This is a genomic window from Streptomyces sp. NPDC046915 (assembly GCF_040644935.1).
Lineage (GTDB): Bacteria > Actinomycetota > Actinomycetes > Streptomycetales > Streptomycetaceae > Streptomyces.
This window is the reverse complement of sequence record NZ_JBEYXB010000001.1, coordinates 111,748-137,988: the sequence shown is the minus strand read 5'-3', so window position 1 is coordinate 137,988 and position 26,241 is coordinate 111,748. Positions and strand designations below refer to the sequence as shown.

Annotated in this window: 18 protein-coding genes; 7 read left to right on the top strand and 11 right to left on the bottom strand. The window is 73.4% G+C overall.

Annotated features, from left to right (window positions below; all coding sequences use genetic code 11):
* Window positions 1-14: 14 nt before the first annotated feature.
* From ABZ915_RS00545 to asnB, 11 genes are read right to left on the bottom strand one after another with little or no spacing between them, the layout of a single operon-like run.
* Window positions 15-1,580: an amino acid adenylation domain-containing protein gene (locus ABZ915_RS00545; protein ID WP_361793423.1), complete on the bottom strand. Its 1,566-nt coding sequence runs from the start codon at window positions 1,578-1,580 to the stop codon at window positions 15-17.
* Complete coding sequence (locus ABZ915_RS00540) at window positions 1,577-2,218, bottom strand: 4'-phosphopantetheinyl transferase superfamily protein (RefSeq protein ID WP_361793420.1); 642 nt, start codon at window positions 2,216-2,218, stop codon at window positions 1,577-1,579. Before ABZ915_RS00540 ends, ABZ915_RS00545 begins: the two co-directional genes overlap by 4 nt.
* Complete coding sequence (locus ABZ915_RS00535) at window positions 2,215-3,414, bottom strand: acyl carrier protein (protein WP_361793417.1); 1,200 nt, start codon at window positions 3,412-3,414, stop codon at window positions 2,215-2,217. Before ABZ915_RS00535 ends, ABZ915_RS00540 begins: the two co-directional genes overlap by 4 nt.
* Entirely contained in the window at window positions 3,411-4,040 is a 630-nt protein-coding gene (locus ABZ915_RS00530) for an NAD(P)H-dependent oxidoreductase (protein WP_361793414.1), read from the bottom strand. The genes ABZ915_RS00535 and ABZ915_RS00530 overlap by 4 nt, the downstream gene beginning before the upstream one ends.
* Complete coding sequence (locus ABZ915_RS00525; RefSeq protein ID WP_361793411.1) at window positions 4,037-6,826, bottom strand: hypothetical protein; 2,790 nt, start codon at window positions 6,824-6,826, stop codon at window positions 4,037-4,039. Before ABZ915_RS00525 ends, ABZ915_RS00530 begins: the two co-directional genes overlap by 4 nt.
* Complete coding sequence (locus ABZ915_RS00520) at window positions 6,810-7,790, bottom strand: threonine/serine dehydratase (protein ID WP_361793408.1); 981 nt, start codon at window positions 7,788-7,790, stop codon at window positions 6,810-6,812. The genes ABZ915_RS00525 and ABZ915_RS00520 overlap by 17 nt, the downstream gene beginning before the upstream one ends.
* Window positions 7,777-9,123 carry an MFS transporter gene (locus tag ABZ915_RS00515; protein WP_361793405.1) on the bottom strand — a complete coding sequence of 449 codons (1,347 nt, stop codon included), beginning with the start codon at window positions 9,121-9,123 and terminating at the stop codon, window positions 7,777-7,779. The genes ABZ915_RS00520 and ABZ915_RS00515 overlap by 14 nt, the downstream gene beginning before the upstream one ends.
* A gap of 42 nt (window positions 9,124-9,165) precedes the next feature.
* Window positions 9,166-10,221 carry a MupA/Atu3671 family FMN-dependent luciferase-like monooxygenase gene (locus ABZ915_RS00510; protein ID WP_361793402.1) on the bottom strand — a complete coding sequence of 352 codons (1,056 nt, stop codon included), beginning with the start codon at window positions 10,219-10,221 and terminating at the stop codon, window positions 9,166-9,168.
* A gap of 46 nt (window positions 10,222-10,267) precedes the next feature.
* Window positions 10,268-12,334 (bottom strand): hypothetical protein, encoded by a 2,067-nt coding sequence (locus ABZ915_RS00505; protein ID WP_361793399.1) that lies wholly within the window; start codon window positions 12,332-12,334, stop codon window positions 10,268-10,270.
* 14 nt (window positions 12,335-12,348) lie between these two features.
* Window positions 12,349-14,133 (bottom strand): carbamoyltransferase C-terminal domain-containing protein, encoded by a 1,785-nt coding sequence (locus tag ABZ915_RS00500; protein ID WP_361793396.1) that lies wholly within the window; start codon window positions 14,131-14,133, stop codon window positions 12,349-12,351.
* A complete protein-coding gene (gene asnB, locus ABZ915_RS00495; RefSeq protein ID WP_361793393.1) occupies window positions 14,133-16,004 on the bottom strand; it encodes an asparagine synthase (glutamine-hydrolyzing) in 1,872 nt (623 codons plus the stop codon). Before asnB ends, ABZ915_RS00500 begins: the two co-directional genes overlap by 1 nt.
* Before the next feature lie 379 nt (window positions 16,005-16,383).
* Here asnB and ABZ915_RS00490 point away from each other — a divergent pair, with 379 nt between their 5' ends.
* From ABZ915_RS00490 to ABZ915_RS00460, 7 genes are read left to right on the top strand one after another with little or no spacing between them, the layout of a single operon-like run.
* On the top strand, window positions 16,384-17,934 hold the full coding sequence (locus ABZ915_RS00490; protein ID WP_361793386.1) for an AMP-binding protein: 1,551 nt from the start codon (window positions 16,384-16,386) through the stop codon (window positions 17,932-17,934).
* Window positions 17,931-19,178 (top strand): type III PLP-dependent enzyme, encoded by a 1,248-nt coding sequence (locus tag ABZ915_RS00485; RefSeq protein ID WP_361793383.1) that lies wholly within the window; start codon window positions 17,931-17,933, stop codon window positions 19,176-19,178. The genes ABZ915_RS00490 and ABZ915_RS00485 overlap by 4 nt, the downstream gene beginning before the upstream one ends.
* The gene (locus tag ABZ915_RS00480) at window positions 19,175-19,429 is read left to right on the top strand and encodes an acyl carrier protein (RefSeq protein WP_361793380.1); all 255 of its coding nucleotides are present in this window, start codon (window positions 19,175-19,177) and stop codon (window positions 19,427-19,429) included. Before ABZ915_RS00485 ends, ABZ915_RS00480 begins: the two co-directional genes overlap by 4 nt.
* Window positions 19,426-20,625 carry an acyl-CoA dehydrogenase family protein gene (locus ABZ915_RS00475; protein ID WP_361793377.1) on the top strand — a complete coding sequence of 400 codons (1,200 nt, stop codon included), beginning with the start codon at window positions 19,426-19,428 and terminating at the stop codon, window positions 20,623-20,625. Before ABZ915_RS00480 ends, ABZ915_RS00475 begins: the two co-directional genes overlap by 4 nt.
* Complete coding sequence (locus ABZ915_RS00470) at window positions 20,618-21,709, top strand: hypothetical protein (RefSeq protein ID WP_361793374.1); 1,092 nt, start codon at window positions 20,618-20,620, stop codon at window positions 21,707-21,709. The genes ABZ915_RS00475 and ABZ915_RS00470 overlap by 8 nt, the downstream gene beginning before the upstream one ends.
* Before the next feature lie 4 nt (window positions 21,710-21,713).
* Window positions 21,714-23,003 (top strand): ATP-grasp domain-containing protein, encoded by a 1,290-nt coding sequence (locus ABZ915_RS00465; RefSeq protein ID WP_361793371.1) that lies wholly within the window; start codon window positions 21,714-21,716, stop codon window positions 23,001-23,003.
* 59 nt (window positions 23,004-23,062) lie between these two features.
* The gene (locus ABZ915_RS00460; protein ID WP_361793368.1) at window positions 23,063-26,200 is read left to right on the top strand and encodes an amino acid adenylation domain-containing protein; all 3,138 of its coding nucleotides are present in this window, start codon (window positions 23,063-23,065) and stop codon (window positions 26,198-26,200) included.
* Window positions 26,201-26,241 lie beyond the last annotated feature (41 nt).

Here is a 26,241-nt window from a genome sequence, read left to right as displayed (position 1 = left end):
TTCTCCGTGGGTTCTCAGCGGGACGCCGCAGGCACCGGTGCCGGGACCGGTGGCGATGCGAGCAGGTCGAGCAGCCGGAGGCGGTCGGTCTTGCCGTTGGCGTTCAGCGGCATCCGGTCGAGTTCCACGACGGACTCGGGGCACATGTAGGAGGGCAGTGACTCGGCCGCCAGCGCGCTGAGTTCGGGACCGAGGCCGCTGTCTCCGGTGTACGCGGCCAGGAGGCTGCCGCCGCTGTGGGCGGCGAGCACGACGACGGCTTCCGTGACCCCGGGGTGGGCGCGCAGCACGGCCTCGATCTCGCCGAGTTCGACGCGGAACCCGCGGACCTTGACCTGGTGGTCGAGCCGCCCGAGATGGACCAGGGTGTCACCCTCCCGGCGGACCCGGTCTCCGGTGCGGTACCAGAGGTCCGGGCCCTGCGCCTCCTCGGGGCCGGTCGCGCGCGCGGCGCCCTCGCCGGGCCGGCCGGGGACTGCGACGAACCGGCCGTGGTTGTCGGCCGGGTCGAGGTAGCCGGCGAAGCACTGGGGGCCGCGCAGCAGCAGTTCCCCCTCGTCGGCCGCGGCGCCGTCGCCGTCGACGACCAGGTGCTCCAGTTCCGGGTAGACGCCTCCGATGGGAACGGTGCCGTTGCGGGTGTGCGGCCAGGCCTCCCGGTCGGCGGGAAGCCGGTACGCGGCACAGGTGATGGTCACTTCCGTGGGGCCGTAGAGGTTGGTGATGGTGCTGTGCGGGGCGGCCTCCGCCCAGGCCTCGGCCTGCGGGCGGGTGAGCTGCTCGCCCGCGAAGAGACTGTGCCGCAGGGTGGGCATGGATCCGGGGCGCAGGGCGCGGGTGCGCCGGGCCAGGGTGATCAGCGAGGGAACGGAGAACCAGTGGGTGAGGCCGCCCTCTTCGACGTAGCGCACCGGGTTCAGGAGGGCGGCGCGGGGCGGGGGCAGGACGAGTGTCGCTCCGGCGGCCCAGGTGACGAAGAGGTCGTAGACGGAGAGGTCGAAGGTGAGGTCGAAGGTGTTGGACACCCGTGATCCGGGGCCCAGGTCCCGGGCGTGCACGGTGTGGGCGAGGTGCGCGCAGACGTGGGTGTTGCGGATGGGGACGCCCTTCGGCTCACCGGTGGAGCCGGAGGTGAACAACAGGTAGGCGGGTGCGTCGGGCTCGTCGGGGATCGGGGGGAGGTCCGGGGCGACGGACTCGCTCGCCGGGCCGGCCGTCAGGCGCAGCGTCGGTGCGGCGCAGGAGGGGCCTTCCGTGCCGGTGACGACGAGGTCCGGGGCCGCGGCGGCGAGGATGCGTGCGGTGCGCCGGGCGGGGTGGGCGGGGTTGAGCGGGACGACGCAGGCTCCCAGTCGCAGGGCGCCCAGGTAGGCGACGTAGGCGTCGAGGCCGGGTGCGGCGTGCAGGGCGACGGTGGCGGGCGGGGTGCCGGTGGTCCGCAGCATGCGCTCCGCGGCGCGTTCGGCCAGGAAGCGCAGTTCCTCGTAGCCGACGGTGCGGTCGCCGCAGTCGACGGCGGCGAGGCTGCCGTGGCGGCGGCTGCTCGCGTCGAACCAGGCGTAGAGCGTCGGAGGTTTCATGGTCTCGTCCTCGGGCCGTACGGCGCTGTGAAGGCACACGTGAGGGGGATCGTGGAGGCGTCGTGCTGGGCGCGCCAGCGCACCCCGTTCCACTCGCCGCTGCGCTGCCCGATCCCCACCGGAACGGTCCACGGAGCTCCGGCCAGACCGGTGCCGAGGGCCTTGACGCACGCCTCCTGCGCGGTCCACAGCCAGGCGAACGCCGTCTCCCGGTCCCGGCCGGGCAGCGCGGACAGCCGGGCGGCGTCTCGAGGCGTGCAGCAGCGGCGCACCATCCGCGGCGACAGGGCGCTCGGAACCTCGATGTCGACACCCACCCGCCGGCCGAGACCGACGGCGGCCGCGGCCCAGCCACCCGAGTGGGAGAGGCTGATTCCGGTGGCGGGCCACTGCGGAAGATGGGGCTGGCCGGTGTCGTGGGCCGCGATGACGGGGCTTCGCAGCCCGGGTATCAGCATGGCGAGCATGGCCCGCAGCAGGCCGCGCGCCGCCAGGAACTCGGTCGCCCGGGTGTCGTCCATGGTGCGGGCGGCTGCCCGGTCGGCGGGGTGCGCCGGCAGGCTGCCCAGGACCCGGGTGCAGGGCGCGGCCGCGTAGTGCACACCCGGGGCGACGCTCCGGTGCGTGAACCCGTTCACCACCGGCCTCCCGCCGCTGCCCCCACCGGCGCGCTGAGGTGGCGCAGGACGAGGGCCCGGAGGCTGCCCGCGTCCCGGAGGTTGTCGGCGGTCAGTTCGTCGGCGGGCACCTCGATACCGAGGGCGTTCTCGATGTGCTCCAGGATGTCCACCATCCGGAAGGAGTTGAACGCCGGTACGGAGCTCAGCGGCCGTCCGTCGGCCAGGTCACCGGGCGGCAGGCGCAGCACGGCGGTGAGGGCCTCCCGTACGGCCTGGCCGGCGCGTTCGGCCTGCTCAGCGGGCACGTCCCCGGCCGCGTGCGGGGTGCGGGCGGCGGCGCCGGGCGGTGCCGACAGCAGCAGGTCCACGAACTCGTCGAACAGGCCCGGCGGTTCACCCTTGCCGCGCTCCACTCGGCGTGAGGCGAGGTAGACGCGTTCGGACAACCGCTGCCACCGCTCGGCGTGTTCGCCCGCGCCGGGGCCGCCGGCGTGCAGGGCGTGCAGCCGCCAGGCGCGGACCTGGAGCCAGACCTCCAGGTTGAGTCGCTCGTAGGCGGCGGCGCGGTCGGGGTGGTCCCGGTAGGCGCCTGCGTAGTGGTGAACGGCCGCGGGGTCGGGCGGTCCAGCGGCGGCGGCCTCGTCCGGGGCCAGGGGGACCGGCTCCAGGACGAACAGTTCGGTGCCCGCCTCGGTCAGCAGTCCGGTGAGGCGGGGCAGCGGGACGGTCCAGGTGCCGGGGCGCGCGCTGCCCCACGGGGTGTCGTTGTGGTAGGCGTCGAGGACGGTGGCCGACGTGGGACCGCACTCGATCAGGAACGAGTGCTCCATGTGGCGTTGGCGGTGGTACGGCACCCAGGGCAGATGGTAGGCGTCCGCGACGGCGTAGTACGGACCGGGGCCGGGCGGCAGGGGATCGCCGGTGCGCACGACGTGCCGGTGCCGTACCCGCAGGCCGAGGTGGCGGTGTGCTTCGGCGAGCCGGTCCGCCGGGGTCGCCTCGACGGTGGGCAGCGGAGTCGTCGACCGGACCCGGAACCCGGGACGGGTACCGAGCCGAAGGTGGGTACCGGGACCGTGGTGGTGGTCGGCGAGGAGGGCGAGCCCGGTCTGGAGACAGTCCAGCGCCGCCGCGGAGGCCTCGGGCAGCGGCCGGATCCGGGGAACGACGCCGTGCGGCGGCACCGCCCGGACCCCGTACGGGTCGGGCGTCATCCGCGGCCACCTCCCAGGTCCCCGGCGGCGACCGGCTCGGTGGCGCTGTCCTGCCACGCATGTCCCTGCCGGGCGAAACCGACGATCTCGGCCGCCATGAGGTGCAGGCGGGCCCGGAGCGCGGGGTCGACGAGATTGCCGCCCGCGAACGGGCCGGTCGCCGAGTTGATCGCGACTCCGAGAGGCGTGGGCCAGCCGCGCAGCGCGTGGACGATGTCACGCAGGGCGCCCAGGGTCGCCATCGCCCCCTGCCAGCCCTGCCCGACGCTGATGCAGCCGACCGCCCGGCCGGTGAGATAGGGCCGGGGTTCGTCGCGGAGTTCCTCGAGGTAGTCCAGGGCGTTCTTCACCAGACCGGAGACCGAACCGTGGTAGGCGGGGCTGGCGAGGACGACGCCGTCGGCGTCGACGACTTCGGACAGCAGATGGAAGACCTGCGGCGGCCGGATGTCCGCGGTCGGGTCGAAGAGCGGCACGGCCAGGTCCGCCCCGGCGATCAGGCAGGTGTCGGCACCCAGCCGCCGTGCCTCGTCCAGCACACAGCGCAGAGCCTGTTCGCCGGTGGATCCGGGCCGCGCCGAGCCACCGAGGCCGACGATCCTCGGCCGGTGCTGGGGGAACGTCATCGCTTCTCCTCGTGGTCGTGGCTGGGCCGTCCGGAGCGCCGCACGGACCGGTGGTGGTCCCGTTCGCGCAGCGGGGCCACCTGGACCCGGTCGTCCAGGACGGCGCCGATCGCCTGGACGCCCGCGCTCAGGGCACGGATGCTGGTGAAGCAGGGAACACCCTGAGGGGCGGCGGCAGCGCGTACGGCGGTGGCCTCGTCGCGGTCGCCCGCCGGGCCGGGAGCGCTGAGCACCAGATCGAGCTGGCCCGCGCGCAGCAGCCGTACGGCGGGGGACTCGGGGTGTGCGGACCCGGGCAGGGCGGTGACGGGCACGCCCGCGCGGCGCAGCGCGCCGAACGTGTCGCCGTCGGCGAACAGTTCGAAGCCGTAGGAGGTGAGCCTGCGGGCGGGCAGGATCAGGGACCGCAGGTCGTGGCCGGAGACCGAGAGGTAGGCCCGGCCCTTGGTGGGCAGTGAACCGTACAGACTGATGAGGTACTTCGCGTAGGCGGCCCCGAACTCGGGCCCCGCCGCCGTCAGAGCGGCGCCCTGTCGGTCGCCGTCGCCGGGGGCCCGCACGAACACCCGCGCGTGGGCGTCCGTGGACGCCCGATGCCCTTCCGTGGGCAGCAGTCCCTCGGCCCGAAGTGCCGCGATGTCGGCGCCCATCGCGATGCGGGCGCCGGCCCGCGCCAGGGGCACGCGGGTGGCCACCGTGGTGAAGGACGCGGTGTGGGCGGTGCCGGGGACGACCTCCCTGATGTACAGCACGTCTCCGGCCGACGCGAAGCGGACACTCAGCGCGCCGCGTACACCCAGCGCCCGGGCGGCCCGCGCCGTCGCCACGGTCAGCCGGGCGATGCCGCCGGAACCCAGGGAGACCGGGGGCAGCGCGCAGGCGGGGACATCGCCGTGGTCGCCGTCGAGGTACTCGTACACGCCGGCCAGGACGAGCTCCTGACCGTCGTACAGAGCGTCCACGCCCACTTCGACAGTGGCTTGCAGGGCCCGCTCGACCAGGACCGGCCGGCCGGGGGAGGACTCGCGCAGCAGGCTCGTGAGGTCGGTCGGGTCGGAGACGGTGCACCGCGTCGCATGGCCGGGCCCGTGCGGGCGGGTCACGGTGACGGGGTAGCCGAGTTCACCGGCGGCGGCCAGGGCCTCGGGCAGGGATGCGGCGGCGCGCCGGGCCGTGGTGCGCAGCCCGGCAGCGGCGAGGGCCCGGCCGAGTGCGTCCGGGTCGGTGACCAGGTGGGCGAGAGAGGCGGACAGGTCGGTCAACGGGGCGCCGCCGTCGTGAAGTTCGCGGGCCAGGGCCGCCACGGCCGGGCCGCCGAACTGGCCGAGCACCCCGGCGACGGTACCCGCCCGGCGTTCGGCCTCCACGGCCTCCAGTACGGCTTCGGCGGTGGGCGGCACCAGATGGCTGCGGTCGAAGGCGTCCTGGGCGGCCGACAGCGTCCGGGGGACGGAGTCGATGAGCACGGGTGCCCAGCCGGCCGCGCGCAGGGCGAGGGCGGCCTCGTGGCAGGAGTGGTCCGCGGCCCCGCCGGTCCAGGTCCCCGGGCCCAGCACCAGCACCGCATCGCGGCCATCGCCGGTGGTGCGGGGGCGTCCGCCGGTGGACACCCAGGTCCGGGTGAGCGGGCGGGCGTCGACGAGGGCCGTGGCGGTGCGGTGCGGGGCGGAGAGCTCGTTCAGGAACCAGGGGTGGATGCCGGTGGCCCGGGTGATGTCGGCCGGTTCGGTTCCGGAGCACAGGGCCCGTACGACTGCGGCGATCCGGTCCGGGGACGGGACGCGCAGCGCGGCCGGCAAGGCGGCCGGGTCGTCGGCCGGCCGGGACCACGGCGGTTCGCCGTCGGCCGGAACCGTCAGTTCCAGCGCCTTGCCGAAGGCTTCGCGGAAGGTGGCTCCCCTGGCGGTGACGGCGCCGGTGCCCCGGTCGAGGCGCGGCACGGTCACGGTGACCAGGTCCGGACGCCGGGCGGGTGGCAGGCCGAGTTCGGCCACGGTCTCGCCGACGGCGAGGCGTGCGACCAGGCCGCCGATCGGCTGTCCGTCGGCCGTGGCCGCTCGTTGCACGGTCCATGGTGCGCCGGGCCGAGGCTCGGTCAGGGCCGAGCGCCGGCCGTCGGGGCTGAGCGCGATCCGCAGGGCCAGCGCGCCGGCACCGGCAGGCAGGGCCCGCGCCGCGGCGCGGGCGAGGTCCGTCAGACGGCGGATCTGCCGGGCATCGAGGGTCTGCGGCGGGGTGACCGTGAACAGGGCGTCCTCGCCTGCCGCGCCGGCGCGTTCGGCGGCGCACAGGACGCGGGTGCCGCCGTGCCCGTCGCGCAGCACCTGGAGGTCGTACTCCCGCCACCCCCGCGGGGCGCCGTCCTGGCCCGCCTCGGTCTCGGCGCCGCACGCGCGCGCCGCCGCGCGCAGGGCGCGCAGCCCCTCGGCGCCGCACGCGGTGACGTGGTCGGCGCCGATGAACTCGACGTCGTACTTCTCGCGCACCCCCGCCGAGCACAGGGCCTCCACCGTGTCGCGGGCGGCGGCTCCACCCAGGTCGGCGAGGACCGCGTCCGGTCGTTCGCGGGCGATGACCTGCTCCACGAACCAGGGCGTGAGAGGTTCGGCGTACGTGGTGTGGGCGGCTTCGACGGCGGCGGCGAGCGCCGCCGGATCGGAGCCCAGCAGGACGGTGCGCAGCCCCTGCCGCGCAAGGGTCCGACAGGCCTCCACCGCCCCGGCCGCGAGGTCCGCCTCGCTGCCCGCGAGGACGAGGACGGACGTGAGGTCAGCGCGCCGGGGCATAGGAGCGGTCCACGTGCGGGGCGATGATCCGGTGGAAGTGTTCCTCGTCCACGTTCCCTCCCGAGAGGACGACGCCGACGCGCAGACCGGCGGGGTCCGGGCGGCGGGCGCGGACCGCGGCCAGGGCGCAGGCCCCGCTGGGCTCCACGACGAGGCGGCCGTGCCGCCACAGCTCGCCCATGCCCGCGGCGATCTCGTCGTCGTCCACGGTGACGACCGCGTCCAGCAGGCGGCGGTTGACCTCGAAGGTGAACCGGCCCGGCGTCCGGTGGCGCAGTCCGTCGGCCAGCGTGTCCGGGGTGGGCACCGACACCCGGTGCCCGGCACGCAGCGACCGCGCGGTGTCGTCGCCGTCGCGTGGCTCGACGCCGATGACCTCGATGGCCGGGTACAGCGTCTTGGCCACGATGGCGCAGCCCGCCGCGAGTCCGCCGCCGCCGACGGGGACGACGAGCCGGTCCAGGGGGCCGGTCGCCGCGAGCAGTTCCAGGACGAGCGTGCCGTGACCGGCGGCCACCGCCGGGTCGTCGGAGGACGGCAGGATCTGCATGCCCTCCTCGGCGGCGATGGCGGCGGTGAGGGCGTCGCGGTCGTCGCGCACCGGGTCGTAGAGGACGACCCGGGCGCCTTCCCGCCGTATCGCCTCGATCTTCACGGCCGGCGCGTCGGCGGGCAGGACGAGGACGGCGGGTACGGCGAGGGTGCGGGCGAGCGTCGCGACGGCCCGGCCGTGGTTTCCGGAGGACGCCGCGACGACGCCCTTGCGTATCGCGTCGGGCGGCAGGGTCAGGATCTTGTTCAGGGCACCGCGGATCTTGAACGCACCGGTGATCTGGTGGAGTTCGGCCTTCAGGAAGATCTGCGCGCCGAGTTCCGTGTCGAGTTCGGGCAGGGTGAGTACGGGGGTGCGGATCACGCGTCCGCGGATCCGCTCTGCGGCTTGGTACACGTCATTGATCTGCATGGTCGTGTCCCTGAGAGGTGAGACGGCTGGGCGAACCGCTGTCCGCCACGGCCCGGACGGGGGTTTCCCACACCGGTTCCGGCCCGCGCAGCAGCAGGCGGGGCAGGGCACCGGCCACGGCGACCACGGCGGCGACGGCCCACCACGCCCAGGTGTGGTGGAGCAGGGCGGTGCCGAGCAGCACCGGGCCGACCAGGTCCTGGCCCACCCGGCCGAGGTTGTAGAAGGTCAGGTAGCGGCCGCGTGCCTGTGGCGGGGAGAGGGAGAAGGACAGCGGGGTGCTGGCGATGTGCAGGCACTCTCCCGCCGAGTGGACCACGATCGCCAGGAGCAGCAGCGCGGTGGCCCCGAGGGCGCTCGTGACGGTTCCGGAGGCCGAGTACACCAGGCAGGCCACGCCGATCGCCACACCGCCGAGCGCCGACGCGCCCGAGGCCGCCCGGTAGCTGGCGAAGCGGCGGTTCACCGGGACCTGGGCCAGCATGGCGAGGGCTCCGTTGAGCGCGAGGAGGGCGGTCAGCGCCCAGCGGGGCGCCTCGGTGTGCGAGGTGATCCACAGGGGCAGCACCAGCGTCAGGATGGTGTTGTGGGTCAGCAGGGCCGCGTTGACGGCCGTGATCAGCAGGTAGGCGGGGCTCCGCAGGGGGGAGCGGACATCGGTTCCACCGGGGCGGTCGGCGGTGTTCCGGCCGGTTCCGGTGGCTTGTTCGGCGCTCGACCGCATCCGCACGAGCAGGGCCGCGGCGGCGATGAAGGAGGCCGCGTTGGCCAGGACGCACGCCTGGTACAGGGACGGCGAGTCGAGCATGACAGGCAGGGTCGCGGCCATCGAGCCCAGCACGATGGCGCCGTTGCGTACGGAGAACACCGTGCCGAGGATGGTGGCCCGGTCGCGTTCGCCGAACAGGGCGCCCATCAGGCTCTGGTTGATGGCGGGGCTGGCCCGGTCGGCCGTGGAGACCAGACACGTGAGCAGGACGAACGCCCAGTACGGCTTGGCCAGCAGATACAGGCTGTAGCCGGCGGCGCGGACCAGGAAGAGCAGCATCAGTGCCCGATGGGCGCCCAGCCGGTCGGCCAGGCGCCCGATCTGGGGGCTGATGAGCAGGGCACAGACGCTGCCCGCCGAGATACCGGCGCCGACGGAGGTGACGGAGAAGTGCCGTACCAGGGTGAAGAACAGGATGGACGTGGCGCTGTACAGACCCGTCCCGAAGGAGTCGACGCCGGCGGTCAGCAGCAGCAGCCGGGTCTCGCGCCTGCCCAGCATGAGGGTGTCCGCCAGCGTGCGCAGCCGGGAGGCCACGCGTCCGGCGGGCGGTGGGTTCGGCACGGTGTGCTCTCCTTCGCGGTGGGGGGCGGGAGCGGGGACGGGTCAGCGGTGCCGGCCGGCGAGGGCGCACAGCGGGGCGATTCCGGCCAGGATGCTGTCGGCCGGCAGGCCGAAGTCGATGAGAGAGGCGACCTCGTCGACGCCGGTGGCGGCGAGTCGCTCGACCATGGCCGCGCAGCTGTCGGGGGAGCCGATCAGGGAGCCCTGGCTCAGGTAGCGCTCGTAGGTGACGTCGAGGAGTTCCTCGATCAGGTCGTCCGGGATGTCCTCGTCGGGCAGCGAGAGGCCGCCGCTGATGGTGCCGCCGCCGCCCGCGGCCTGCCGTTCCAGGCCGACGGCGGAGCGCAGGTACTCGCGGAAGGGGGTGCGGGAGCGGGCGATCGCCGTCTCGGCGTCGGCGTCGAGGTGGGTGTGGAGCATCAGCGAGACGATGCCGTCCTCGGCACGGTGACCGTGCTCGGCACGGGCCTTGCGGTACACGTCGATCTTTTCCCGGAGCTGGTCCAGGTCCTGGCCGATGAGGTGGGTGAGGACGTTGACGCCGAGCGCGCCCGCGTCCCGGAAGGTCTGGACGTTGCCCGACGAGGTCAGCCACATGGGCAGTTCCCGCTGTACGGGCACGGGGTGCAGTCGCACCGTGGTGGGCCGCTGCGCGCCGTTGGGCAGTTCGACCGTGGACCCGGCCCACAAGGTCCGTACGGTCTGAAGCTGTTCCAGCATGACGTCGCGCCGGTTGTCGTAGGACGCGGGACTGAGGACGAAGTCGTTGGTGTTCCAGCCCGCACCGAAGGAGATGGCGGCGCGCCCGCCCGACAGGTTGTCGACCACGGACCAGTCCTCGGCCACCCGGACGGTGTTGTGCAGGGGCGAGATGAGGCTTCCCGCCCGCAGTTGCACCCTGTTCGTCGCCATGGCGAGCGCGGCGCTGGTGAGCGCCGGATTGGGGAAGACACCGCCGAACGTGTCGAAGTGCCGTTCCGGCGTCCACACGGCGTCCAGTCCGCCGTCGTCGGCGAGCCGGGCGGCGTCCAGCATCGTGCGGTAGGTCTCGCGGGCGTCGCCGGTGGCGGAGGCGAAGAACATGATGCCGAAACGCATGGTGACTCCAGTTCCCGAGCCCTGCGACCGCTGGGCCGTTGCCATGTCAGGAGGCCCCCCGTGCGAGGGACGTGTGGGCGGTGAACGCGAACAGGTGCCCGTGGGCCGGCAGGCTCTGCGGCAGCGCACCGCGCTCCAGGGCCGCCGCCCCGGCGGCGATCTGCTCGTCCCCGGCCGCTTCGGGCAGGGGCCAGGCGATGCCCAGCACGTTCCGGCCGCGGCGCAGCAGTGCGGCGGGCACGGTGAGCGAGCTCTTCGTCCAGGTGGTGCCGAGCCGCTGCTCGGCGCAGGGCTTGCCGTTCACGGTGAGGGTGACGGTGGCCTCGCCCGTACGGGGTCGCGGCAGCCGCCAGTCGAGGGTGAGCACGGTGTCCGCGGGATCGTCGACGACGAGGTGGAACTCGCTGGTCAGATCGCGGGCCAGGAGGTACGCGGCCCCGTTGCCGATGGCCGCTCCCATGCGTTCGCCGAAGGTGGTGGCCTGCGCGTGGTCGGCCAGGAGGTCGACCGTGTCGCCGGCCTGTTCGGCGATCAGCAGCTTCTCGTACCGGTCCCGCACGTCCACACCCGCCGCGGCCAGGGCCTCCACCATGGCCTCGCGCAGCGTGTGGTCGGCGAGCTTGCCCGTCAGACGGGTGTCGCCGGCCACGAGGTAGCGGGCGAACTGCGGCAGGACGGCGGACCGTTCGTAACTGGCGCACATCCAGTGCGGCGCGGTGCGGGTCTGGTAGTCGAGGTAGTCCTCGAAGCGGGGTGCGATGCCCGGGTCGAGCTCCAGCGCCCGGTCCAGGTGGTGGCGCAGCAGTTCGGCGGGCTGGCCGTAGTGGGCGTTGTGCACGGCGGCCAGGAGGTGGGCGGCAGCGGACTGGGCGGGGGCGGGCTCGCTCGCCGCGCGGACCAGGCCGGCCGGGGCGGGTGCCGTGCCGCCCAGCGCGGTGGCGGTGGCCGAGGCGGCAGCGGCGGCGGCCAGGGCGAGCCCCTCGAAGGAGAGGTGGCAGTAGTCGAGGTGGAAGCGCCGGCCGGGCAGGGCACCGTCGGCCGCCTCGCGGAAGAGCCGGGGCAGGTCGACGAGATGGAAGCCGTGCTCCCGCGCCTTGCGGCGCATCTCGTCCTGTACGACGGCGAGGACGCGGGGGGAGTGGACGGTGAACAGGCCGACGGCGGCGTCCTTGGCGGCCACGAGGGCCTGTTCGCGGGTCGCCTCGTCCCCGCACGCGGCGGCGGCGCGGGCGAGCAGGCGGCCGCTGACCGGGCTGGTGCCGCCGTCGAGCCGGGCCAGCTCACGGGCCAGGCCCAGAGCCTCCTCGTGGTGTCCGGCCTCCAGCGCGTCGAGCGTACGGGCCCGCAGCCGCAGCCAGCGCGCCCCGGCGTCACCGGGCAGGACGGGACACACCAGGGAGCGCTCGTCCTCCCAGTCGGCGAGGTTGAACTCGGGGACGACCAGGGTCACCGGTGCGCCACACCCGGCGGCGGTGACCGCGAGCAGGTCGAGGAAACGGCCCGAACGCTCGACGACGAAGTCCTGGAAGAGCCGTCCGGCGGCCGGATAGCCGCCCTCGCGCAGGGCCTCGGCGAGCCGCTGCGTCTGATCCGGGGTCAGGTCGATGTTGTTCCAGTTGTTGCCCGCGTACACGAGCAGGGCGTCGGGCCGCAGGCCGGCCGATTCCAGGAGAATCCGTTCCAGGTCGCCGAAGTTCGCGTTGGTGCGGGCCAGGTCCAGGACATCGACGTCGGCGAGGGCGGTGACCGAGCCGAGCATCCCGTCCAGGACACTGGCGAAGCTGAAGGCCGGGTCGTAGAAGTAGCCGCGCGCGGCGGACTCGCCGAGGACCACGGTCCGGCGGTGGCCGGGCGTGAGCGGCAGCCGGTCCAGGTCCGCCCAGTACCGCCACTCGTCGCGCCGGGCGGCATCGCGGACGTACTCCTGCCCCTCGCGGTGCCACACGCCGACGGTGTCCGGGTCCGTGGGGGGCGCGGGCGTGGGTGCGGGCCGGGCGGCGGGGCCGGCCGCGCCGAGTTTCTGCAGCAGCGCCAGGGCCACGGTGCCGTTCTCGCCCGACAGCAGCTCGCTCAGGCGCCGGGTGTAGACGCGGTTCAGGTCATGAGTGCTCATGGGACTGCCTTCGCCTAGAGGAGGGTGTAGACGGAGTCGCTGACCGCCGACGCGCGCGGCGGGCGGGTTCCTTCGAACCAGGTGCGCCAGGCGGCCGGCAGGTTCTCCCGGTCGATCACGAAGTCCTCGAGCACCAGGCAGTCGATGGCCGAGCGCAGGAAGCACAGCAGCGCGTCCTGCGGGGTGCAGACGATCGGCTCGCCGCGCAGGTTGAACGAGGTGTTCAGGACGATGGGGCAGTCCGTCCGTGCCTCGAACGCCTTGATGAGACGGTAGAAGCGGCCGTTGTCGGCCGCGGTGACGGTCTGTACCCGGGCGGAGCGGTCCACGTGGGTGATGGCCGGCAGGTCCAGGGGCGAGATCACCTCGCAGGTCTCCAGCATGAACGGCGAGGCGTGGTCGAGCCGGAAGTGCTCGGCCGCCTTCTCGGCGAGCACGGCGGGCGCGAACGGCCGGAAGGCCTCCCGCATCTTGACGGAGGCGTTGATGCGGTCCCGCATGTCGGAGCCGCGCGGGTCGGCGAGGATGGAGCGTCCGCCGAGCGCCCGCGGCCCGAACTCCATCCGGCCGTGGTACCACCCGATGACCTTCCCCGCGGCGAGCCGCTCGGCGACGGCGTCGAGCAGTTCGGGCTCGCGGCCGCGGAAGTCCAGGAAGCCGCGCGGGCCCGCCGCCTCCAGTGTCCGGGCCACCTCGGCGGCGGGAACCGGCGGGCTGAGCAGAGCGGAGCGCATCCGGGCCGGGGAGATCCGGCTGCCGGTGATCCGCTGGTGGGCCACCGCCGCCGCGCCGAGACTGCCACCGGCGTCACCCGCGGCCGGCTGCACGAAGACCTCCTTGAACGGCCCCTCTTCGACGACCCGGCGCGTCGCCACCACGTTGAGCGCGACGCCGCCGGCCATGCACAGCCGGTCGCTGGGCACCAGGCGCCGGGCGCGGGCGGCGAGGGCGAGCAGGGTCTCCTCGGTGACCAGCTGGAGACTGCGGGCGAGGTCGCAGTGGATCTGCTCGATCTCCGACTCCGGCTCCCTGGGCGGCACCTGGAGCAGGTCGGTGAGCCGCTCGGTGCCCATGCCGTCGGGGTTGCGGAAGTCGAAGTAGGACAGGTCGAGGGCGAAGGTGCCGTCGTCGGTGACCGTGATCAGCTGCCGTACCCGGTCGGCGAACCGCGGCTCCCCGTAGGGAGCGAGGCCCATCACCTTGTACTCGCCCTCGTTGACCTCGAAGCCGAGGTGCCCGGTGATCGTGGAGTACAGCAGGCCGAGGGAGTGCGGGAAGCGGACCTCGTCGACCAGGTCGAGCCGGTCGCCGTCGCCGCGGCCCCAGGTGGTGGTGGCCCACTCGCCGACCGCGTCGACGGTCAGGACGGCCGCGTCAGGGAAGCCGGAGTAGTAGTAGGCGCTGGCCGCGTGGGAGAGGTGGTGCTCGACTATCTCCAGGCGGCCCTCGAAACCGAGGACCTCCCGGATGTCCCGGCGGGGCCGGTCGGCGTCGAACCGGAAGAACGCCTCCGGCCGGGTGTCGGGCACCTTGGGCAGCCCCATCCACAGCTGCCGGTCGAGCTTCTTGACCGGGTCCTCGTAGTACGCCACGCAGTCGACGTCCGAGAGGGAGAGCCCGGCCTCGTCCAGGCAGTGCCGCAGCGCCCGGTGCGGTATGCCGGGGTCCTGCTTGATACGGGTGAAGCGCTCCTCGTGCGCCGCGTTGACCAGTTCGCCGCCGACGAGCACGGCGACGGCGGAGTCGTGGAAGTGCGCGGAGACCCCGACGACGACCGGACCGTCCTTCCGGGCCCCCATCACCGGCCCCGCCGCGGCAGGTCGTACTCGTCGAGCAGCAGGTTGAACGTGATCACAGTCATCAACAGGTCTTTCTCGAAGGGGACGTTGATCCGGAATCCGGGCCGGGAGTACTCCTCGATGAGCCGTGCGACGGCGGCCGGGTCGAAGTAGCCGTCCGACTTGATCCGGTCGGGATCGAGGAGCGACTCGACGAGTTCGTCCTGCTGGCGCAGGAGGTACGGGCTTCCCGGGGCGGTGAAGCCGAACTTCTCGCGGTCCACGATCGATGCCGGGATCCAGTCGCGCGCGACCTCCTTGAGCAGGTACTTCTCCTCCAGGCCCCGCACTTTCAGGTCGGGCGGCACGGTGGCCACGAACTCCACGAGCTCGCGGTCGAGGAACGGGTGCCGGCTCTCCACGGAGTTGGCGAAGGCCATCCGGTCGCCATGGTCGCCCAGGAGGTGGTCGGCGAGCCGCACCTTGAGGTCGATGTAGGAGCGGCGGTGCAGCGGGTGCAGTCCCACCAGGCGTTCCCGGTCGAGCAGCGGGTGGTCCAGGCAGTCGATGTCCGGGAAGTCCTCCAGCAGACCGTGCGCGTACAGGCCGCGCTTGGTGGCGCGGAAGGCGACGTCGTCCCCCTCGTAGAAGAAGTTCTCGTCCCCCCACACCCGGGCCCGCAGCTCGGCCTCGCGCAGCTCGTCCTGTCCGAAGCCGGTCACCCGGCCGCCGCGGACCTGGTCGAAGCGGTAGCCGATGTAACCGCCGAAGAACTCGTCGGCTCCCTGGCCGGTCAGCACCACCTTGACGCCGTTGTCGTGGACGGTCTCCGACAGGGCCATGGCGGCGGCGTCGAAGGACTCCTTCAGGGGGCACTCGGTGTGCCGGATCACCTGGGCAAGCCGCTCGCTGATCTCGTCGCCGTGGATGAACCGTTCGTGGTGCTCGGTGCGCAGGGCACGACTCATCGTGCGCTGGTGGTCGGCCTCGGACAGCTCCCGCTCGGGGAAGGCCGCGGAGAACGACGGGATGTCGGCGTCCGGCATCAGCCGCCGCATGATGGCACCGACCAGCGACGAGTCGAGTCCGCCGCTCAGGTACAGGCCCACGCCCACGTCGGACAGGAGGCGCTTCTCGACGGACCTGACGAGGAGTTCCTCCAGGCGTTCGGCGTAGTAGCGGTCGCTGTGCCGGTCCGCGGGCTCGTCGGCGCGGGGGTAGACGAGGTCCCAGTAGCGCTGTTCCCGTGGCTGCTCGCCGACCCGGCACAGCACGGTGGTGCCCGGTGGGACGCTGCGGACGCCCCGGAACATGGTGCGCGGGCTGACCAGGCCGGGCAGGGTCAGGACCTGGTCGAGGCCTACGGGGTCCACCTCCCGTTCCACCGCCGGGTGCTGGAGGATCGCCTTGATCTCGGAGGCGAACACCAGGGTGTCGCCGGTGCTGGTGTAGAACAGCGGCGTGACCCCGAAGTGGTCCCGGGCGCCGAGGAAGAGGCGCTCACGGCGGTCGTAGAGGACGAGGGCGAACTGCCCGTCCAGCCTGCGGACGAAGTCGCTGCCGTACTCCTCGTAGAGGTGGGGGACGACCTCGGTGTCGCAGGTGGTCTTGAAGACATGGCCCCGGGCCGTCAACTGCCGTCTGAGATCACGGTGGTTGTAGATCTCCCCGGTGGTCATCGCGACCACGTTGCCGTCCTCGCCGTACATCGGCTGCCGGCCGCCGGCCGGGTCGTTGATGGCCAGCCGGGCGAAGCCGAAAGCGACGTGTTCCTCCACATGGGAGCCGAAGAAATCAGGTCCACGATGGCGGATGGCGCTCTGCATGGACCCGAGTTCAGGGGCCTCGGCGGGAATCTCTTTTGTGCTGATGAAACCGCATAGACCGCACATTGGATAAACCGTTCCCCCATGGTCGATGACATGAGTGCCACACGGCCACAGCACCCACACAGGGGCATGGTTGGCCCATGAAAACGCACTCGGGGACGCAGGAAACGTAACACTGAATCGATGGACCGGTGGGGCCGGTCGAGTTCTTCTCCATCGTCTCTCGAGATGCCGTCTTCCCCACTGGTTCACGCTGCCCCAGCACACCGGCCATCCGGCGTTCGCTCGTGGCGCGCTGAAGGGACGCTCGAGAGGGCGGCGGACGACATTGACCGAGTACCGCGCCCAGCCGTTGGATGAGGACTCATGAGCCCGATTCCGCAAGTTCCATCAATGCGTTCCGGGGGATTCCGTCACGAGCCGGGCAAGGCGGTCCGATTCCATGGCTGACCGCTTGTCGGAATCATCTGCGGAACGGTTGGAATTCAGTGCGGGCGAGGACAATTCGCTGCGCCTGCTGAGTGATCTCGCGACCCGTGCCGCAGCCCGCTGGCCGAACCGCACCGCCGTGGTCTGTGCGCACCGCACCGTCACGTTCGCCGAACTGCGGGACGCCCGGGACGCCGCCGCCGGCGAACTGCTGCGGGCCGGGACCGCACGAGGCGAGCGGGTGGTCGTCGCACTCGAGGACCCGGCGAGCATCCTCGCGCTGCTGCTCGCGACGGCCGCCACCGGCACCGTCCACGTCCTGGCGGAACCGGAGCTGCCCGGCTACGCCGCCGCGCACCTCCTCGCCGATGCCGCACCCTCCTGCGTGATCGCCGACGACTCCTCGTCGCTCGCCGCCGCGGCACGCGCCGAGAACCTGCCGGTACGACAACTGCGGCCCTTCTCCCTTCCCGGCGCCCGGCCACAGGCTCCCTCGACCGCCCCGATCCCGTCCGACCCCGTGAGCATCCTGTACACGTCGGGGTCCACGGGCCGCCCCAAAGGCGTGGTCAGCACACACGCCAACGTGCTGTTCTGCGTCCGGGCCATCGCCCGCCGGCTGCGCCTCACACCCGACGACGTGATCGGCTGTGTGCTTCCGCTGACCTTCGACTACGGCCTCTACCAGCTCTATCTCGGCCTGTACTCGGGTGCCGCGGTCGCGCTCGGCCACGGTGTGGACGCCGGACCCGGCCTCGCGCGTTTCCTGCTGCGCCACGAGGTGACCGTGCTGCCCTCGGTACCCGGGCTCACCTGGTCGCTGTGCAGGCTGGCCGAGCGGCAGTCCCGGCGGCCGCCCCTGCGCATGCTCACCAACACGGGCGCGGCCCTGTCGCCCCAGCTGGCGGCCAGGGTGCGGGCGGCGTTCCCCGGGATCGACGTCGTCGCGATGTACGGCCTCACCGAGTGCAAGCGGGTCTCCATCCTGCTGCCCGAGGAATGGCGGGAGCGGCCCACGTCGGTGGGCCGCCCGCTCGACGACACCGAGGTCCTCGTCCTGTGCCCGCGCACCCAGCGGGTCCTGCCACCGGGCGAGGAGGGCGAACTGGTGGCGCGCGGACCGCATCTGACCCGTGGTTACTGGCGTGATCCGGAGCTCACCGCGCAGCGGTTCCGGCGGGTGGGACCGGCCCAGGAGACCATGCTCTTCACCGGCGACCGCGGCCGGGTCGACGCCGACGGCTATGTGTACGTGAGCGGGCGCGACGACGACGTGTACAAGGAGAACGGTTTCAGGGTCAGCGCGGCCGAGATCGCCCTGGCGGCGGAGGACGTGCCGGGCGTGGAGAAGGCGCACTGCCTTCCCGGGCGCGAGGACCGTCCCGCGCGGCTCGCCGTGGTGAGCAGCCGTCCCGTCGAGGAGATCCGGCGTGAACTGACCGACCGCATCGAGTGGTTCAAGGTCCCCGACGACATCCGGACGCTGGCCGCCCTCCCGCTCAAGCGCAACGGCAAGACCGACACCGCGGCGCTGGAGGCCCTGCTGACCGGGAGCACGGCATGACGGACCCCACGCCGCTCGCCGAACTCGCGGAGCGCTACGGCACGCCCCTGTACGTGTACGAGCTGTCCGAACTGCGTGCCGCGCACACCGCGTTGCGTCAGGCGCTGCCCGAAGAGGCCTTGCTCTACTACTCGCTCAAGGCCAACCCGCACCCCGAGCTGGTGCGCGAGCTCACCGCCGCGGGCTGCCGGGCCGAGGTCTGCTCGGAGTCGGAGCTCGACGCGGCGCGGGCGGCCGGCCTGCCCGGCGCCGCCGTGCTGTGCACCGGCCCCGGGAAGACCACGGCCGAACTGCGTCACGCCCTGGAGCACGGCGTGCGCCGCTTCTCGGTCGAATCCCCGGTCGATCTGACCCGCCTGGGCGCCGCCGCCCGCGCCGCGGGCACCCGGGCCGAGGCCCTGTTACGGCTCAACCCGGACACGTATCCGGCGGGTGCGGGCCTGGCCATGGGCGGGGCGCCCACGCAGTTCGGCAGCGATGTCTCCTGGGTCCGGAGCTCTCCCGGCGCGTTCCGTGCCGAGGGCGTGGACCTGGTGGGCTACCACGTCTACACGGGCAGCAACGTCCAGGAACCCGACCAGCTGGCGCACTGGTTCACCGCGGCGGCCGACGCCGTGGTCCAGGCGCAGGAATCCCTCCGCATCGACCTGCGCATGGTGGACCTGGGCGGCGGATTCGGCCACCCGTACCTCACCCCGGGCGCCCGGCCCGGCTTCGGCGCGCTCCGGCCGGCGCTGCGCGAACTGGTCAAGGACCGGCTCGCCCCGCTCGCGGAGCGGCCCCTGGAGCTCGCCTTCGAGTCCGGCCGCTATCTGGTCGGCGCCGCAGGACGGTTCGTCGTCCGCGTGCAGGACGTGAAGGTCAGCAAGGGCCGCCGCATCGTGGTCGCCGACGGCGGCATCAACGCGCTCGGCGGCATGGCCGGGCTGCGGCGCATCCCGCCGATGGCCGCGACCGCGGTGACCCTCGCCGCGGGGTCCGCCGAACCCCTCGACGAGGCCGTCCTGACCGGCCCCCTGTGCACCACCCTCGACGTCCTCAACGCCCGCCTCCCGCTGCCGGACGTGCGTCCCGGCGATCTGCTGAGCATCCCGAACTGCGGGGCGTACGGGATGACCGCGAGCCTGCTGGCCTTCCTCGGCCGCCGCCCGCCGGCCGAGGTCTTCCTCGACGCCGGCCGCGTCCGCGCCGCCACCGCTCTGCGGCTGAGCCACCACGACATCCACCTCAGGAGGCAACCATGAGCGCCGCCCGACAGGCTTTCCGTGACGTCCTGCTGACCTACCTCACGTGCCAGGCCGAGAGCCTCGACCCCGAGGTCCGGCTGCGCACCCTCGGTCTCAACTCGATGCGGGCCGTGGACCTGGTGCTCGACCTGGAGGACCGCTTCGGCTTCGCGTTTCCCGACGACCGCTTCACCGACGACAACTTCGCCACCGAGACCAGCCTGTGGGCGGCCGTCGAGCCGCTGCTCGGCGCGGGTGCCCGGTTGTGACGCCCGCTGACCTGGACGCGGTGGAGAAGGAACTCGCCGACTGCGCACGCGACGTCGACGCCGACGGCGACCCGGAGGGCCGGGTGGTGTCACTGCTGCGCTCGCACCGGCTGCTCGCCCACCAAGTGCCCGAAGAACTGGGCGGGCTGGGCGGGGGCCTGACCGAACTGGTGGCGCTCGCCCACCGGATCGGTGGCGTCTGCCCGGGGGCGGGCGTGCTCTGGGTCATGCACTGCCAGCAGGTCGCCATCCTGCGCGACCACGCCCCGCAGCCGCTGCGCGACCGGGTCCTGCGCGAGGTCGCGGCGCGGCAGCTGCTGCTGGGATCGGTGACCACCGAGCCCCGCAAGGGCGGTCATGTGCTCACCGCGCACGCCGCCGCCCGCGTGGACGGTGACACCGTGGCCTTCCGGCGAGCCGCCCCGGTGGTCAGCGGCGGTGCGCACGCCGACGCCTTCCTGCTGTCCCTGCGCCGCGCCCCCGACGCCGCCCCGGACGACGTGCTGCTCGTCTACGCCGACCGGACCCAGTGCGGCGCCACCGTCCTGGGGCCGCTGGACCTGCTGGGGATGCGGGCCGCCGGAAACGTGGCGATGGAGTTCGAGGGCCGGGTGCCGGCCGGTCAGGTCATCGACCCCGAGGGAGGGTTCACCCGCGTCACGATGCGCACCCTGGCACCGCTCGGCCATCTCGGCTGGGCCGCCTGCTGGATCGGTGCCGCCCGCCGGGCGCTGCGCCAGGTGGTCGAGCTGCTGCGGGCCGGAACGCTCACGCGCACCGACTCCGCCTACCACGCGCTGGCCCGGGCACGAGCCCGGATCGACAGCGCCGAGGCCCTCGTCCTCGCCGCGCTCGGCGAGCACCGCGGACTGACCGAGGGAGGGGACCGGGACGGCGCCCGACTCGACTCGCCCGCCTTCCAGATCCTGGTCAACAACGTCAAGATGACCGCCTCGCAGGAGACGTACGCCGCCGTCGACGCCCTCCTCGGGCTGGCCGGCCTGGCGTGGGGCTACCGGCGGGACGGCGGCACCGACCTGGAACTGCTCTTCCGGGACCTGCGGGCCGCCCCGCTGATGTACGGCAACGACCGGCTCGCGGGCGCGAGCGGCCGTCTCGCGGTGATGGACCGCACCGCACAGTCCTTCCGCGGCACCGGCCTGGACTCGCTGCCCGGCGGAGGCCGCGATGACTAGAGAAGCCGGCACGCGCACGGGGGTCCGGGGCGATCTGCTGTCCTGCTACACGGCCGCGGTCGCCGTGCTGATGGAGACCCGCGGCCTGTCCCACCGGGCGGTGCTCGGCGGGCAGTTGTTCCTCGCGGTGCGCCGTGAGGGCACCCGGTGCGAGGCCGTGCACCAGCACACGCCGCTCACCGGCGACGGCGACGCGTTCACGCTGCCGCTGGTGCGGCGGGGCGCGGCGGACCCGGAGGAGGCGGGCCGCGCCATCGCGGCGGCCGCCCGCCGGGACGGAGCCGTGATCGTGACCGGCTCCACCGACCGGCTGCCGTGGCTGGCCGGGGCGACGCCCGCACCGCACTGGTTCGCCGTCACCTGCCGTGCCGAACGGCTGGAGATCGACGACGTGTTCACCTGGAGCGACGACCAGGGCGACCTGGGCCCGTACCTGGCTCCGGCCGACGCGCGCGATCTCGGCCCCCTCGCCGCCTGTCCCGCACCGCCGGACCCCGTGCACCGCGCGAGGGAGCGCCTGGCCCTGGGCACCTGCGACCCCGGGCCGGCCGGCCGGGTGGACCTGCCCTATCAGTGGCTGGAGTTCGACCCCGCGGCCGGCCGGCGCGTGGAGAGCCGAGCGGACGTGACGCTGAGCCGGATGCTGCACCGTACCGCCGCGGCACCGGGCCTCACGCAGCCCGGCTGGCTGACCGGCGGGGCCGCGACGGCCGCGCTCGCGGATCTGCTGGAGGAGGCCGGACGGAGTCCGGAAGTCCTCGCCGTGCAGAACGACCTGTGGGTGGCGGCGCGCGGGCGTGCGCTGTTCCGCGAGGTGCTGGGCGACGAGGCCACCGCTGTGCTGGGCCCCGCGGCGGCCGGGCTCGGGGACTGGCTGGAGGAGCAGGTGCTGCCGCGCTGGACGGGAGTGGTCCGTGCGGCCCGCTACAACACGCTCCGGGTGCGGCGCGGCCATCCGCCGCAGCGGGGGATGGCGCGGGAACTGCGCGCGCTGGGCGACCTCGAGGACGAGTTGCTGGACCGGCTCAGGGGCTGCCTGGCCTCGGCGGCTCTCGACGGGGGCGATTCGACGAGTGGGAGATGACATCGTGTCGACGAAGAAGCGAGTATGCCTGATCGCGGCCAAGGAGCCGCTGCTGCGGCGCGCCGCGGCGCTGGGCCTGGAGGTCCTGTCGGTGCAGACACCGGAGGAGTTCCGCAAGCTGCCGGCCGAGCTCAGCGACGGGGTGACGACGCTGGCGCTGGACTACCACGACCGGGATCTGCTGGTCGAATCCGTGCGGGCACTGCACGCCGCGCGACCGCTGGACGGTGTGTTCACCGTCTATGAGGAGGCCCTGCTGCCGGCCGCGCACCTGGTCGACGCGCTCGGGCTGCCCGGTACGTCGTACGAGACCGTGAAGCTGCTGACGGACAAGTGGGCGATGCGCGAGCACCTGCGCGAGGCCGGGGTCGGCACCGTCGCGGCGGCACTCGGCCGGGGCGAGGGGGATCTGGTGGCGTTCGGGGCCGGGCACGGCTATCCGTTCATCGCCAAACCGGTGGCGGGTTCGGCGAGCCTCGGCATCTTCCAGGTGGACTCCGAGCACGAGGTCCCCGCCGTGGCGGAGCGGCTGCGGGAGGTCGGGCTCGACCTGTTCCTGATGGAGGAGTTCCTCGACGGCCACGAGATCAGCGTGGACGGCATCAGCTTCCACGGGCGCTACGTCATGCTGGCCGTCTGCGACAAGATCACCGGCGCTGGCTTCATCGAGCTCGGCCATTCGCTGCCGGCCGCGCTCGACGCCGAACAGAGCCGGTCGGTCTATGAGTTGGTCGCCCAGTTCCTGGACTGCGTCGGTCTGACCGAAGGGCTCTCGCACGTCGAGGTGAAGCTCACCAGCGCCGGACCGAAGATCGTCGAGGGGCACAACCGGCGTGGCGGCGACCGGCTGAACACCATGGCGGACGCCGTGTACGACGTCGACCTGGAGGAGCTGGGTCTGGCCTGGGCCGCCGGTGCGGCCGAGGCGCTGCCCGCCGCGCCCGAGGCCCGGTGCGGCACCGCCGTGTGCTTCTTCACCGCCGAGCGGGGCGTGGTGCGCGAGGTGCTGGGAGCCGAGGAGGCGCGGGCCCACCCCCAGGCCCTCGAACTGCACGTCAACTTCCCCGTCGGCACCAGCGTTCCCCGGCTGCGCTGGTCCCTGGACCGGGCCGGGTACGTCGTGACCCGGGCCGACACGGCCGAGGAGGCCCTGGCACTCGCCCGGGACCTCACGTCGCGGATCCGGCTCGTGGTGGACCCCGTGGAACCGGACCTCGCCGCCGACGACGCCCGGCACCGCGATCTTGTCGGCGAACTCGACCAGGCGGCCCGCCTGGGATACCGGACGTCCTGAGCCGTACTGCCCCGCCCTCCTGCCGACCCGCACGAGACGACAGCGGAGTGACCATGTACGTGAGCACATCGACCCTGATGGACCTGGTGGACCGGCAGTGCGCCCGGACACCGGACGCGGTGGCCGTCGTCAGCGACGGTGAGACGCTGACGTACGGGCAGCTCGCGCAGCGCTCGGAGGCCGTCGCCGCGCGGCTGCGGGCGCTCGGCGCGGGACCCGACCGAGTGGTCGCCCTGGCCCTCCAGCGGTCGGCCGCCCTGGCCGTGGCGGTCCTCGGCGTCATCAAGTCGGGTGCCGCCTATCTGCCCCTCGCGCCGGAGGATCCACCGGACCGGCTGCGGCTGCTCGTCGAGGACTCGGCCGCGGTCGCGGTCCTCACGACAACCGAGCCGGCGGCGGGCGTCCCGCCGTGGGGGGTGCCCGTCCTCGACCCGGGCGAGCCGCCGGACGGCGCCCCCGGCCCCGGCGGGCCCGAGCCGGTGGCGCCCACGGGCGGCGACCTGGCGTACGTCATCTACACCTCGGGCTCCACCGGCCTGCCCAAGGGGGTGCTGACCGAGCACGCGGCCATCGTCAACCGGCTGGCGTGGATGCAGCGGGCGCTGCCGATCGGACCGGGCGACACCGTCCTGCAGAAGACGCCGTACACCTTCGACGTGTCGGTGTGGGAACTGTTCTGGCCGCTGATCACCGGCGCGCGGCTGGTGTTCGCCCGGCCGGGGGGCCATCGTGACCCGCGCTATCTGCTGGACACGATCCACCGGTACCAGGTGACGGTCACGCACTTCGTGCCGAGCATGCTGGAGGAGTTCCTCAAGGAACTGCCGAACCACAGGGCCGCGTCCCTGCGGCGGGTGCTGGTCAGCGGCGAGGAGCTCAAGCCACGCGTGCGGGACCGATTCTTCGACGTCCTGCCCACCACCGAACTGCACAACCTCTACGGCCCCACCGAAGCCGCCATCGACGTGACGCACTGGCGGTGCGCCCCGGGTGAGGACCCGGACCGGGTGCCCATCGGACGGGCCATCGACGGAGCCCGGCTGTACGTCCTCGACACGGAACTGCGCCGCGTTCCGCAGGGGGAGGTGGGTGAGTTGTGCATCGGCGGGCCGGTCATCGCCCGCGGCTACCTCAACCGGCCCGAGGAGCAGCGGACCCGCTTCGTACCCGATCCGTACGCCACCGAGCCGGGCGACAGGCTCTACCGCACCGGAGACCTCGCCTCGCAGCGCGCCGACGGTGTCATCGACTACCACGGGCGGATCGACAACCAGGTCAAACTCGGCGGCGTGCGCATCGAGGCGGGCGAGGTCGAGGCCGCCCTGGAGGCGCTCGAAGACGTCGAACAGGCCGTGGTGGACCTGCGCACCTGGCCCACCGGCAGGCCGGTCCTCGTCGGCTGGGTGACCGGGCGGTTCGGCGCACAGGGACCGACGGACGTCCGGGAACGGCTGCTGCGGACGCTGCCCGCGGCCTACGTCCCCGGTGTGCTGGTTCCGCTGGAGGAGCTTCCCCTGAGCCGGCACGGCAAGGTGGACCGCGCGAAGCTGCCGTGGCCGCCGCCGGGGGAGGAACCCGACGCGCCGGAGGAACCCGAAGCCTCTTCGTCCTCCGGCGATCCGGAGTCGGAGCGCACGGTCGCCCGGGTGCACCGGGTCTGGCGGGAGCTGGTGGGCCGCGACCCGCGCCGGCAGCCCAACTTCCATGTCGCCGGCGGGGATTCGCTGCTCGCTGGCCAGCTGGTGGCCGCCGTGTGCCGGGAGCTCGACATCGACCTGACCACGGCGGACTTCCTGGAGACCCCGCACGTCGACGGCCTGGTGCAGATGGTCGACAAGGCGCTCGCGTCCGGCAGGCACGAATCCGCCCGGGTACGGCCCGTGCCCCGGACCGGCCGGCTGCCGCTGTCGTCGGCACAGCGCCGGATGTGGCTTCTGCACCGGGCCGACCCCCGGGACGTGGCGATGAACATCCACGGCGGGCTGCGGCTGACCGGACCGATCGACCGGGCCGGCGTGACCCGCGTCCTGACGGAACTGACCCGCCGTCACGAGGTACTGCGCACCACCTTCCCCGACTTCGACGGCCGGCCGGTCCCGGTGATCGGGGACGCCCTCCGGATCGAGGTGCCGCTTCAGGAGTGCCGGGGGCTGAGCGCACCCGAGCGGGACCGGGCGGCGCTGGCGGCCTGCGCCGAGATCGGCGCCGCGCCGTTCGACCTCGCGGGCGGACCCCTCGTACGCGCCCGGCTGCTGTCGTTCGCCGACGACGACCACTTCCTGGCCCTCGGCCTGCACCACATCGTCACCGACGGCTGGTCCTGGTCGGTGCTCGCGCACGACTTCGCCCGCCTGTGGGCCGAGGGCGGCGACGCACTGCCCGCGCTGCCGGTGCAGTACCAGGACTACGCGGCGTGGGAGGCGGGACTGCCGGAGCGCGAGGAGGACGTGGCGTACTGGGGCGAGGTGCTGCGGGACCCGCCGCCGCCCCCGCGCCCGGCCGGGACTCCCGGCCGCCCGCAGGAGCTGAGCGTCGCGGCGGGCGTCACCGAGGTGGCGTGGCCCGACGGGTTCACCGAACGGCTCCGCGCGTTCTGCGCCCGGCACGAGGTCACGGTCTTCACCGTGCTCCTCGCCGGGTACGCGCTGCTGCTGGGCCGGCTCGCCCAGCAGGAGGACGTCATCGTCGCCGCACCCGTGGCGGGCCGGACCAGCGTCGACGTGGAACCCCTCATCGGCTGCTTCATCAACACCCTGCCGCTGCGCCTGGAACTGGACGAGGACCAGACCTTCACCGAGCTCGTGGATCAGGCCGGTGCCGCCGCGACCGCCGCGCAGGCCCACGGGCGGCTGCCCATCGAGCGGATGCCCCTGGCCGACGCGGACCGCGGCCCCGGCCGGTCCCCCCTGCTCCAGGCGCTCCTCGTCGTGCAGAACACACCGCCGTGGCACGCGCAGCACCTCGGCCACCGGGTCGAGGTCGTCGAGCAGCCGAGCCCGCGCACCCACTATCTGCTGAAGCTCGAAGTGCTCACCCCGGCACCGCCGATGCCGACCCGGCTGGTGTACGCGGCGGACGCCCTGGACGCCGACCGGGCCGCGACGATCGCCGCACAGCTGGTCACCCTGCTCGACCAGGCACTGGCCGATCCGCACGGATACGTCTACGACTTCTCACTCCTCGACCCCCTGCGGTGACGAGTCCGCCCCCAGCCGCAACCCACCCGGAGGAACTTTCC

Coding starts and splice junctions, on each gene's coding strand:
- ABZ915_RS00500 (WP_361793396.1), bottom strand. CDS start 14,133: ATGGGGGCCCGGAAGGACGGTCCGGTCGTCGTCGGGGTCTCCGCGCAC.
- asnB (WP_361793393.1), bottom strand. CDS start 16,004: ATGTGCGGTCTATGCGGTTTCATCAGCACAAAAGAGATTCCCGCCGAG.
- ABZ915_RS00505 (WP_361793399.1), bottom strand. CDS start 12,334: ATGAGCACTCATGACCTGAACCGCGTCTACACCCGGCGCCTGAGCGAG.
- ABZ915_RS00510 (WP_361793402.1), bottom strand. CDS start 10,221: ATGCGTTTCGGCATCATGTTCTTCGCCTCCGCCACCGGCGACGCCCGC.
- ABZ915_RS00545 (WP_361793423.1), bottom strand. CDS start 1,580: ATGAAACCTCCGACGCTCTACGCCTGGTTCGACGCGAGCAGCCGCCGC.
- ABZ915_RS00535 (WP_361793417.1), bottom strand. CDS start 3,414: ATGACGCCCGACCCGTACGGGGTCCGGGCGGTGCCGCCGCACGGCGTC.
- ABZ915_RS00490 (WP_361793386.1), top strand. CDS start 16,384: ATGGCTGACCGCTTGTCGGAATCATCTGCGGAACGGTTGGAATTCAGT.
- ABZ915_RS00485 (WP_361793383.1), top strand. CDS start 17,931: ATGACGGACCCCACGCCGCTCGCCGAACTCGCGGAGCGCTACGGCACG.
- ABZ915_RS00470 (WP_361793374.1), top strand. CDS start 20,618: ATGACTAGAGAAGCCGGCACGCGCACGGGGGTCCGGGGCGATCTGCTG.
- ABZ915_RS00520 (WP_361793408.1), bottom strand. CDS start 7,790: ATGCAGATCAATGACGTGTACCAAGCCGCAGAGCGGATCCGCGGACGC.
- ABZ915_RS00530 (WP_361793414.1), bottom strand. CDS start 4,040: ATGACGTTCCCCCAGCACCGGCCGAGGATCGTCGGCCTCGGTGGCTCG.
- ABZ915_RS00480 (WP_361793380.1), top strand. CDS start 19,175: ATGAGCGCCGCCCGACAGGCTTTCCGTGACGTCCTGCTGACCTACCTC.
- ABZ915_RS00525 (WP_361793411.1), bottom strand. CDS start 6,826: ATGCCCCGGCGCGCTGACCTCACGTCCGTCCTCGTCCTCGCGGGCAGC.